This is a genomic window from Massilia glaciei, from assembly GCF_003011895.2.
GTDB classification, from domain to species: domain Bacteria; phylum Pseudomonadota; class Gammaproteobacteria; order Burkholderiales; family Burkholderiaceae_D; genus Telluria_A; species Telluria_A glaciei.
On sequence record NZ_PXWF02000005.1, the window covers coordinates 1 to 10791 of the forward strand.

Sequence of the window (10791 nt, forward strand, 5' to 3'; positions counted from 1 at the left end):
GGGCGCGGCCGGCGCGGCGGCGGCCACCGGCACCGCCGGCGCAGGGGCTTGGCGGGCGGCGGCCAGCGCCGTGTTCTGGGCCGCGGCGGTCGCGGCCTGGGCGTCCTGCAGGCGTTGCTCGAGCGCTTGCAGGCGCGCCTCGTAGCCTTGCTTCATTTCCTGGATCTGGGCGCGGATCGCGGCCAGCTCTTTGTCGTCGGCGGCGCTGGCAGCGAAGGGAGTGGCGAATGCGGCGGCGAACGCCGCGCTCAATACGGTTTTCTTAAACATGGTAAATCCTGTGCGATTGAATAGGGCAGCAAATGGCGAGCCGCGTCCGGATTCGGACGTGCGGTCTCAGGGCATTAACACTCTAGGCAGGCACAGGCGGGGCGCGCGATCGGAAGTGGCACGTGGTGCGCTCGACGGCGGCGCGGTTGCTGCGGTGTTCGACATGGCAGCCCGCGTTCGCCTCGGCGATCGCGTTGCGCGTGTCGCTGCCGAGCGTGCCCGACAATTGGGCGAACGCGAGGCACTCGTCGCAGGAGGGGTCCTGCGCGAACGAACCGGACAGGTCGAGCCGGTCGGTTTGCTGTTGCGCCAACGATGCCGGTGTGTTGCCGAGCTTGCCCGAGAAATGCGACATGGCGTGCGCGGCCGCCATCTGCTGCGACAGCAGCAGTAGCAAGGACAATAACACGTGAATGACGCTGCGGCGTTTCATGGCAAATCGGGCCGATCGAATCGTTAATGCAGGTATTGTAATGCGATCAGGCAGAGGCCGTTGTTTTTTTTGCCGAGGCGTATTTACCGAGGAAATCGGGCACCTTGGCCGCGCTCAGCTTGTTGACCGACACCAGCAGGGCCGGCTCGACCTGGGCCAGGCCGTAGGCGCGCCCCAGGTGGGCGCTGATGTGGATCAGCACCTCGGCGGCGACCTCGGCGTCGGACTCGGCCCTGTGGGCCGCGCTGCGGAAGGCGATCCCGAGCTGGCGCGACAGCAGGCCGAGCTTGTAGCTGGGCAGGCCCGGAAACACGCGGCGCGACAATTTGAGCGAGCACACCAGCCCCTCGTGCCCGCACGACATGCCGAGCCGTTCGCTCTCGGCCATCAGGAATTTTTCGTCGAAGCTGGCGTTGTGGGCCGCGAGCGCGTCGCTGCCTATGAACTCGAGCAACTTCGGCAGCACCCGCGCGACCGGCGGCGCGCCATCGACCATGGCCTGGGTGATCCCGGTCAGGCCCGTGATGAAGGCCGGGATGCGTGCGTTGCAGTTGACCAGCGTGACGAAACGCTCGGCCACGCGGCCGTTGACGATGCGCAGCGCCGCCACCTCGGTGATGCGCTCGCCCATCGCCGGCGACAGGCCGGTGGTTTCAAAGTCGAGCATGACGATCGGTTTGTCGAGGTTCACTGGGGTCGGTCCTTTATGCCATTTGGCGGTTTTGGCGGTTTTGGCGGTTTTGGCGGTTTTGCCGGTTCGGCCGGTTTGGCCGGTTCAGCCGAATTTGCGCACGGCGTCGAGCGCGAGGCCGGCGCCGATGCTGCCGAACAGGTCGCCTTCGACCTTGCGCGCGTTCGGCACCAGCGCGCTGATACGCTCGCGCAACATGCGCACCCCGCTCGAGCCGCCCGTGAAGAACACGGTGTCGACTGCGTCGGGCGTGACGCCGGCGTCGGCCAGCAGCTTGAGCACGGTCTGGTCGATGCTGCCGACCAGGTGCCCGATCGCGTCCTCGAAGGCGTGGCGCCGCAGGCTGATGGTCTCGGGCGGTGACAGGCGCTCGAGCACGAGCTCGGCGCTGTCCTGCCGCGACAGCGCGATCTTGCCCTCCTCCACCTTGAGCGCGAGCCAGTGGCCGGCGCGCGCGTCGATCAAATGCTGCAGGCGCGCAAGGCGGGCCGGCTCGCGCGCGTCGCGCAGCAGGTCGGCCAGTTGCATCGACGCCTTTTTGGTGTAGGCGAGGTTGATCGTGTGCCAGGTGGCGAGGTTGAAATACACGCTCGACGGGATGTCGCCGTTGTTGTTGAGCCGGCTGCCCAGGCCGAGCAGCGGCATGACCGAGGTCAGGCTCAGGTATTTGTCGAAGTCGGTGCCGCCGATGTGCACCCCGCCCGTGGCCAGGATGTCGTCGCGCCGCTCGAGCCGCGCCACCCGCTCGGGCGCGAGCCGCACCAGCGAGAAGTCGGAGGTGCCGCCGCCGATGTCGGCGATCAGGACCAGCTCCTCGCGCGCGATCTGCGACTCGTAGTCGAAGGCGGCCGCGATCGGCTCGTACTGGAAGGCGATGTCGCGGAAACCGGCCGCGCGCGCGACCTCGGCCAGCGTGTCCTCGGCCAGGCGGTCGTTGGCGGCGCTGTCGTCGATGAAGAACACGGGGCGGCCGAACACGGCCGAGGGGAATTCGCGCCCCGCGGCGTGCTCGGCACGCCGCTTGAGTTCGCCGATGAAATGGCCCAGCAACATGCGGAACGGCAAGGAGCGGCCCGCGACCTCGGTCTGGCCGTCGATCAGGCTGGTGCCAAGCAGGCTCTTGAGCGAGCGCATCAGGCGTCCCTCGTAGCCGGCCAGGTAGCCGGCCAGCGCGGCCCGGCCGTAGCTGACCTCGTCGTCGTCGGCGTTGAAGAACACCACCGACGGCAGGGTCGGCTTGCCATCCTCGAGGGCGAGCAGAGCCGATTGGCCGGGGCGCGCCCAGCCGACTGTGGAATTTGACGTACCGAAATCTACGCCGCAAGCGTTCGCCATGTGACCCTTTGCTGACAGAGGGGCGATATGTTACCAGATTCGGGGGGGAAATAGTGAATTGTCGCGGAAACGCGGGCGGCCCGGCCTCGATGTTGCTGCGAATCAAAAAGACACCCGCGCCCCGAGGCTACCCTCTAGAAACTCCGAGTCGGAAACTTTACAGGGGAATATTTTGCGCATTTACTTCTTCAGGGCCCCCATACAGCGCCTGGCCACGCTCATCCCCGCGCTGGCCGTGGTGTTCGCGGCCGCGACGCTGAGCGGCTGCGGCGGGACCGCCGGCACGCCGGGCAAATGTCAATTGGGCAGCACGGTCGGCTGTGGCGGCACGCTGCCGCCGCCGACCGATCCGCCGGCCACCGACCCGGCCACGCTGGCCCATTCGGTCAGCCTGGTGTTCAGCAGCAACGAGCTGCCCTCGGCCGGGATCGCCGGCACCGAGGTCGCCGTCACCGCGCTGGTGCGCACGGTCGACAATGTCGCCTTGCCCAACGCGAAGATCGTCTTCATGGCCGACTCGGGCGTGATCGTGGCCAACGCGGCCACAACCGACAGCGCCGGCAAGGCCGGCGCCTCGCTCGGCACGGGCGGATCGCGCATGAACCGCGCCATCGTGGTCACGGCGACGGTGGGCAGCAAGAGCGCCACGGCGGTCGTCAACGTGGTCGGCACCAAAGTGGTCGTAAGCGGACCGGCCGACATGACGCTGGGCGCAAGCGCCGAGCTGCTGGCCGCGCTGTTCGATTCTGCCGGGCGCCCGATCGCCGGCCAGGAGGTCGGCGCCACTGCCAAGATCGGCAACACCGTGTTCATCGCGGCCAAGCAAAGCGACAGCCTCGGCCAGGTCACCGTGCGCGTCACCGCCACCGTGCGCGGCAGCGAGCAGGTCACCGTCTCGGCGCTCGGCGCCAGCGTGGTCAAGGCCATCAGCGTCGGCGGCAGCGACGTGGGCGTGACGCCGGCGGTCGTGGTCGGCGCCGATGGCAGCGAGCAGGTCAGCGAATTTCCGGTCGGCAGCTGCGCGCCCATCGGCGGCAACGCCACGATCGGCGGCACCGTGACGCTGGCGGCCTCGCGCGGCCGGCTCTACACCGACGCCGGCTGCACCACCTTGCTGGCGGGCGCGCGCGCGCTGGTCGGCGGCGCCTTTCCCGCCACCTGGATCCGTTCCGACAACGCCGGCATGAGCACCATCGTGGCAAGCGTATCGGGCGGCGGTAGCGGCGGCACCAGGGTCGAATTCGTGGCGCCGCTCGGCGCCCTCGGCTGGGTCGACCTGCAGGCCGAGGCGGCCGTGGTCGGCTCCGGCGAGCGCACCACCATGATCGCGGTGGTGCGTGACGGCACCGCCGCCAACAACTTGGTCAAGGGCGCCCTCGTGCAGTTCTCCATATTGGCCGATCCGAGCGGCGGCAACCTGCTCTCGCCGTTCACCGTCGAAACCGGCAGCGATGGCGTCGCCCGGGCGGTGTTCGTGGCCGGACCGGCCGACGGCGGCAAGAACGGGACCGTGATCGAGGCGCGCCTGGGCGCCCTGCCCGAAGCCGTCACCACCACCGCCCTGACCGTCAACAAAAAAGCCCTGTCGATCCAGTTCGGCACCGGCAATCAATTGCTTGCGTTCTCGGATTCGGTGCTGCAGCAGGACTTCACGGTGTTCGTCTCCGACAGCGCCGGCAATCCGGTCAAGGATGTGCAGATCAGCGTGGCGGGCTGGCCCGTCAACTACGCCAAGGGCGTCCACGAATGGAAGGTGCCGATCCCGGCCTCGAGCATCCCCGGCCACTGGGCCTTGAAAGCGAGCTGCGTGTGCGCCAACGAGGACGTGTTGCGCAAAGGCCTGTTCGAGAACGCCTACGATGTCAACGGCAACGGCGTGCTCGACCCCGGCATTCCGTTCTCGGTCAGTTCGAGCGGCAAGACCGACGCGCTCGGGCTGGTGACGGTGTCGGTGCGCTACCCGCGCGACCGGGCCGGCTGGGTCAAGCTCGCGTTGGAGGTGACGGGAACGGTCGCCGGCACCGAGTCGCATGCCAGCAACAGCTTTTGGCTGCGCGGCTTGGCCAAAGACTATGACACTTTTGCCGTCGCGCCACCGGGGATGACCAGCCCGTACGGCACCGGCCAATGCGAGGTTGCTTTCTAAACATGCCGCCCGAACGTTACGGCGGGGCGCGATCGCAGGATCGGCGCCCCATTTTTTTTCGCTGGCACTTTTAGGTGCCGTTCAAAAGGTGTCGTTCAAAAAGTGTCGTTCAAAAGGTGTCGTTCAAAGATATAGGCAACAGTTGGATCCCCATGGCCGCGCGCCAACGCCGCCCATTTGTCACACATATTTACTTACGGCTCCTTAGCAATTTGACTCAAGTCAACCCCCGTCCGGCGCTCGATTGGCGCCCCGCGCGCCGATGCTATAGTCAACCCAGCACGCCAGCACACGCCGGGACGCCAGCCGCGCACGTCCGCAGCGTCTCTTTCATGGGAGGACGCGATGAGCACCACCACCGCCGGCAGCGTCGCCGATCCGCACGCGCACGACCAGCCGACCGGATGGCGCCGCTGGTTGTACGCGACCAACCACAAAGACATCGGCACGCTCTACCTGTGGTTCTCGCTCGCCATGTTCATGACCGGCGGCGGGCTGGCCCTGCTGATCCGGGCCGAACTTTTCCAGCCCGGCCTGCATTTCTTCCAACCCCAACTCTACAACCAGTTCGTCACCATGCACGGCCTGGTCATGGTGTTCGGCGCCATCATGCCGGCCTTCGTCGGCTTCGCCAACTGGATGGTGCCGCTCCAGATCGGCGCACCCGACATGGCGTTCGCGCGCATGAACAATTTTTCGTTCTGGCTGCCGCCGCCGGCCGCCATGCTGCTGGTTGGCTCGTTCTTCGCAGACGGCGGCGCCACCGCCTCGGGCTGGACCCTGTACCCGCCCCTGTCGGTGCAAATGGGCATCGGCATGGACCTGGCCATCTTCGCCATCCACCTGATGGGCGCATCCTCGATCATGGGGGCGATCAACATCATCACGACCATCTTTCATGTACGCCACCATGCTCGTGGCCATTCCGACCGGGTCAAGGTGTTCAACTGGGTCGCCACCATGAGGCGCGGCGCGCTCTCCTTCGAGGCGCCCATGCTGTTCGCGGTCGGATTCATCTGGGTGTTCACCATCGGCGGCTTTTCGGGGTTGCTGCTGGCGGTCGTCCCGATCGACATCCAGGTGCACGACACCTATTACGTGGTGGCCCACTTCCACTACGTGCTCGTGGCCGGTTCGCTGTTTTGCCTGTTCGCCGGCTACTACTACTGGGCGCCCAAGTGGACCGGCCACATGTACGACCAGGGGCGCGCCAAATTCCATTTCTGGAATTCGCTGGTATGGCTCAATGTGACCTTCTTTCCGATGCACTTCCTCGGGCTCGCCGGCATGCCGCGCCGCTACGCCGACTATCCGATGCAATTCGCCGATTTCCATATGCTGACCTCGGTCGGCGCCTTTTTGTTCGGGCTGTCGCAGGTTTACTGGCTGTTCGCGGTGGTGCTGCCCTCGATCAAAGGCGGCGAAAAGGCGGCGAAAAGGCGGCGAAAAGGCGGCGACCAAACCGTGGGACGGCGCCGAAGGACTCGAATGGACCGTGCCCAGCCCGGCGCCGTTCCACACCTTCGAAACGCCGCCGTTGATCAAGTAACTGGTGCCGAACCGGCGCGTGCAAAAATAACACGCACAGAAATGGCACGTGCAGCCGAGCAGGCAGGTGCGCCATGGAACAGCATCGGTCCCGGAAGTGGCAGCGAGCGGGGCGCCCCGCGTGGCGCCACGAATGGTTTTTGAAGCGGAACTGCTCGCTTTCGCCACGCCAGGTCGCGCTGGCGTACGGCGCCCTGTGCCTGGCCGCGCTCGGCGTCGGCCTCGCGTTCGCAGCGCTGGGGATCTGGTTCGTGTTTTTGTTCAGCCTGGTCGAAATCGCCGCCGTCTTGCTGGCCCTGCTCCACTACGCGCGCCATGTGTGCGACCACCAGCACATCGCCCTCGGCGACGCCTGCCTGCTGGTCGAACGGGTCGAGGCCGGGCGCCTGCACCAAGTGCGGCTCGACCCGTGCTGGACCAGAATCACCGTGCCCGACCGCCGGCGCGCCCTGATCCGGCTCGAGTCGCGCGGCGTGGTGGTCGATGTCGGCGCGCTGGTAACGGAGCAGCAGCGCATCCGCGTGGCGCTCGAAATCTGACGCGCCCTGCGCACGCGCTCGTATTTGGCCTGATCGCTGCGACCCAATCGTTGCGGCCCTGTCGTTGCGCCCCTTCGTTGCGGCCCGGTCGTCGCGGCCCTGTCGTCGCGCCCCTTCGTTGCGCCCCTCCGTTGCGGCCCGGTCGTCGCGGCCCTGACGTCTCGGCCCGGTCGTTGGGGGCGACCGTTAAGTTTTCGTCGTCGGGCCGGTTAGATCGTGCGCTGCACCAACAGGCTGCGGATCTGGCTGATCGCGGCGGCCGGATTGAGCTGCTTGGGACAGACGTCGGCGCAGTTCATGATGGTGCGGCAGCGGAACAGCCGGTAGGCGTCGTCGACATTGTCGAGCCGTTCCTTGAGCGCCGTGTCGCGCGAGTCGGCCATGAAGCGGTAGGCCTGCAGCAGGCCGGCCGGGCCGACGAATTTGTCGGGATTCCACCAAAACGTGGGACAGGCCGTCGAGCAGCACGCGCACAGGATGCATTCGTACAGGCCGTCGAGCTGGTCGCGCTCGGCCGGCGTTTGCAGCCGCTCGCGCTCGGGCGGCGTGCTGTCGTTGACGAGGTAGGGCTTGACCGATTGGTATTGCTTCCAGAACAGGGTCAGGTCGACCACGAGGTCGCGCACCACGGGCACGCCCGGCAACGGGCGCAACACGATCGGCTGCGCGACCTCGCGGATGTTGGTCACGCAGGCGAGCCGGTTCTTGCCGTTGATATTCATGCCGTCGGAGCCGCACACACCCTCGCGGCACGAGCGGCGGAACGAGAGGCTGTCGTCGACGTCGGCTTTGATGCGCAGGAGCAGGTCGAGCACCATTTTGTCGTGCGGCCCGGGCTGCACGCTGACGTCTTGCATCGTGGGCCGCTCGGCGCGGTCGGGATCGTAACGGTAGATCTTGAGTGCGACCGGCGGGTTCGCTTGCATGGCTGTTTGCATGGCTGGGCGCTCCGAAAGTGTGTCCTGTTTGACGCCGCCGCGCGCGCGGGGTTCCGCCTCGGGCGCGCCCGGAACTTTCTATCGCTGTTCCGTGCGGTATGATGGACCACATGTCCAAGGCCCGCATGGGCCGCCCCACTTTCAGGGAATGCAATCATATGAAACCGATCACAACGTCAATCCTGCTCTTGTTGGCCGTGTGCGGCGGGCCCGCCCACGCGTCCGGGAATGACCGCGAGGCGGCGGTCGCGATGGTGGAAAAGGGGGGCGTATTCCTCAAAAAACACGGCAGGGACGCCCTGATCAAGGCTGTCAACGAGCGCAGCCCCGAGTTCATCGTCGACGGCCTCTACCTCGGTGTGCGCGGCATGGACGGCGTCACGCGCGCGCACGCGACCAACCCTAAGCTGGTGGGCAAGAACATGGCGGTGCTGCCCGATGCCGACGGCAAGTTGTTCCGCCAGCAAATCATCGACATCGCCAAGACCAAGGGCAGCGGCTGGATGGATTACCGCTACAACAACCCGGCAACCGGCGTCATCGAGAAAAAAACCACCTACTTCGTGCGCCATGGCGATGTCATCCTCGAAGCCGGGATCTACCTCGGCAAGTAGGCGCCGGCGCTGCACCCTCGCGCGCCAGCCACGCGCGCGCCGCCCGCGATCCGGCTGTGGCGTAATGGAGGCACCGGCTTACCCTCCCCGCCCATGCCCCGACATGCTATTCTATCAAGATACTAAAAGCATCATTGCTTACGCACCCCCGCGTTCGCCACTTGCTTCAACTTCAATTTCCAGGGAGACGCTCACACCATGCCTGAGCGATGCATTTTTCCATCCGCGCCGGCGCGCCGCGCCCATGCGCCCGGGGCGCCAGGCGGCGCCCCATGAAAATCCTGATCGCCGACAAGGACCCCGTTTCCCAGCGGAAGCTCAAAGACGCGCTCGAGGGCTGGGGCTTCCAGGTGCTGGCCGAAACCGATGGCCAGCGCGTGCACGAGTTGTTGCTCGGCACCGATCCGCCCACGCTGGCGGTCCTCGACTGGACGCTGCCCGAGCTGCGCGGCGCCGAACTGTGCCGCAAACTGAGCGCCAGGGGCAGCCAGGGCCACACCTACGTCATCATGCTCACCGAAAACGACGAGCCGGCGCTGGTCGCGGCCGTGATGAAGGCCGGCGCCGACGACTTCCTGTGCAAGCCGGTGCGGATCGACGAGCTCGAGCTGCGCGGGCGCGCCGGCAAGCGCATCTGCGAGCTCGAGCAGCGCCTGCGGCTGCGCGCGACCCATGACGCGCTCACCGGCATCTACAACCGCGGCGCGATCATCGAAATCCTCCAGATCACGGTGTCGCGCCACAAGCGCGACCACGCCGGGGTCGCCATCATCTTCGCCGACCTCGACCATTTCAGCCGGATCAACGAGGAGCACGGCCAACTGGCCGGCGACGCCGTGCTGCGCGAGGTGTCGCAGCGCATCGGCTATGTGCTCAGGGAATACGACTCGGTGGGCCGCTACGGCGGCGAGGAACTGCTGGTGGTGCTGCCCACCTGCGACGCGCGCAACGCGCTCGAGGTGGCCGAGCGCATCCGGCTGTCTGTGTGCGCGCAACCGATCCTGACGCCGGCCGGGCCGGTCTCGGCCTCGGTCAGCCTCGGGGTCTCGGTGCTGTTCGACGAAACGGTGCTGCGCTACAGCGAGCTGATCCAACTGGCGGACCAGGCCCTGCACGAGGCGAAGAACAGCGGGCGCAACCAGGTGGTGCTGGCGCGCTCGGCGCACGCCTCGGCGCGCGCTTAGGAGGAAGCGAGTTCGATCCGGTTGCGGCCCTTGCGCTTGGCCTCGTACAGCGTCTTGTCGGCGCGCCGCAGCAGCTCGTCGAGGAAGGCGACCGTGCCCCCCTCGGCCACGCCGACGCCAAGGCTGAGCGTGACGGGCACGCTGCCGTACGGCGTGGCGACGGCCTCGTCGGCGATGCTGGCGCGGATGCGCTCGGCGACTTCGACGGCGCCGCTGGCGCCGCACGCCGGCAACACCATGAGCTACTCCTCGCCGCCGTAGCGGCGGACCGCGTCGTACGGCCTGAGCATGGCGTCGATGCGGCGCGCCACCACGCGCAGGACCTCGTCGCCGGCCTGGTGCCCGAAGCCATCGTTGATCCGCTTGAAATGGTCGAGGTCGCCGAACACGACCGCCACCGGACGCTTGTCGCGCGCATGCCGCGCCAGCTCGTTTTCGAGGATCCCGATGATGGCGCCACGGTTGTGCAGGCCGGTGAGCACGTCGTGGGTCGCGCGGTGGCGCAATTCGTGCTCGAGCTCGAGGATGCGCCTGCCGGCCTTGATGCGCACCTGGATCTCCTCGATGTTGAACGGCTTGCTGACGAAGTCGTCGGCGCCCGCGTTCATGGCCTCGACGATGCAACTGGTCTCGGTGCGCGCGGTCAGCATCAGCACGTAGGTGTAGTGCGCGGCCTTGCCGGCGCGCAGCCGGCGGCAGATGTCGGTGCCGTCCATGCCCGGCATCATCCAGTCGATCACGGCCAGCACGGGCGCGTCGGGCCCCTGCAGGATCGCCAGCGCGGTGGCGCCGTCGTGCGCGAGAACCACCTCGTAGCCCCAGTCCCGCAGGGCGTCTTGCAGGTACAGCAAGGCGACCCGGTCGTCATCGGCGAGCAGAATTTTCATGCGCGTTCTCCAGCAAATGCACGTAGTTGTTCAATCAGTTCGTCGACGCGCGCGTGCAAGGCGCGCAGCAGCGGTTGGGCCTGGCCAAGGTCGCCGGCGCGCCCGCACAGCGCGAGCGCCCTGGCCGCCTCGGCCGCGGGCGAGGCGCTTTGGCCGCTGGCCGAGCCCTGCAGCCGGTGTGCGCAGCGCTCGAGCGCGCCGGCGTC

The 10791-nt window shown here is 67.1% G+C and carries 9 protein-coding genes and 3 pseudogenes; 5 read left to right on the forward strand and 7 right to left on the reverse strand.

Annotation, left to right across the window (positions count from 1 at the left end; translation table 11 throughout):
* The 4 genes and pseudogenes from C7C56_RS00255 to C7C56_RS00270 all read right to left on the reverse strand — a co-directional run.
* Positions 1-270 (reverse strand): annotated as a pseudogene (locus C7C56_RS00255) (hypothetical protein); the annotation flags it as partial.
* A gap of 82 nt (positions 271-352) precedes the next feature.
* Positions 353-703, reverse strand: a complete 351-nt coding sequence (locus C7C56_RS00260) for a hypothetical protein (RefSeq protein WP_106755513.1) — start codon at positions 701-703, stop codon at positions 353-355.
* 46 nt (positions 704-749) lie between these two features.
* Complete coding sequence (locus tag C7C56_RS00265) at positions 750-1370, reverse strand: 3'-5' exonuclease (protein WP_106755519.1); 621 nt, start codon at positions 1368-1370, stop codon at positions 750-752.
* A gap of 108 nt (positions 1371-1478) precedes the next feature.
* A complete protein-coding gene (locus C7C56_RS00270) occupies positions 1479-2729 on the reverse strand; it encodes an Hsp70 family protein (protein WP_106755514.1) in 1251 nt (416 codons plus the stop codon).
* A 172-nt stretch (positions 2730-2901) separates the two neighbouring features.
* On the opposite strand from C7C56_RS00270, the gene C7C56_RS00275 reads away from it, so the two are divergent.
* The 3 genes and pseudogenes from C7C56_RS00275 to C7C56_RS00285 all read left to right on the forward strand — a co-directional run bounded on the left by C7C56_RS00275 (position 2902) and on the right by C7C56_RS00285 (position 6962).
* Complete coding sequence (locus C7C56_RS00275; protein WP_106755515.1) at positions 2902-4875, forward strand: Ig-like domain-containing protein; 1974 nt, start codon at positions 2902-2904, stop codon at positions 4873-4875.
* A 345-nt stretch (positions 4876-5220) separates the two neighbouring features.
* Positions 5221-6424 (forward strand): annotated as a pseudogene (locus C7C56_RS00280) (cbb3-type cytochrome c oxidase subunit I).
* A 139-nt stretch (positions 6425-6563) separates the two neighbouring features.
* Entirely contained in the window at positions 6564-6962 is a 399-nt protein-coding gene (locus tag C7C56_RS00285) for a DUF2244 domain-containing protein (RefSeq protein ID WP_181372951.1), read from the forward strand.
* A 209-nt stretch (positions 6963-7171) separates the two neighbouring features.
* On the opposite strand, the gene C7C56_RS00290 is transcribed toward C7C56_RS00285, so the two are convergent.
* Positions 7172-7900, reverse strand: coding sequence for a succinate dehydrogenase iron-sulfur subunit (locus C7C56_RS00290; RefSeq protein WP_307719013.1), 729 nt, complete (start codon positions 7898-7900; stop codon positions 7172-7174).
* Positions 7901-8058: 158 nt separating this feature from the next.
* On the opposite strand from C7C56_RS00290, the gene C7C56_RS00295 reads away from it, so the two are divergent.
* Both C7C56_RS00295 and C7C56_RS00300 read left to right on the forward strand, forming a co-directional pair.
* Entirely contained in the window at positions 8059-8514 is a 456-nt protein-coding gene (locus C7C56_RS00295) for a cache domain-containing protein (RefSeq protein WP_106755518.1), read from the forward strand.
* A 272-nt stretch (positions 8515-8786) separates the two neighbouring features.
* The gene (locus tag C7C56_RS00300) at positions 8787-9698 is read left to right on the forward strand and encodes a GGDEF domain-containing protein (RefSeq protein ID WP_106755520.1); all 912 of its coding nucleotides are present in this window, start codon (positions 8787-8789) and stop codon (positions 9696-9698) included.
* Here the strand turns inward: C7C56_RS00300 and C7C56_RS00305 are convergent.
* Positions 9695-10585 (reverse strand): annotated as a pseudogene (locus tag C7C56_RS00305) (GGDEF domain-containing protein). The gene C7C56_RS00300 and the pseudogene C7C56_RS00305 overlap by 4 nt on opposite strands.
* Positions 10582-10791 (reverse strand): Hpt domain-containing protein (locus tag C7C56_RS28480; protein WP_219933077.1); only part of this gene is annotated, 210 nt, incomplete at its 5' end. The pseudogene C7C56_RS00305 and the gene C7C56_RS28480, both read right to left, overlap by 4 nt.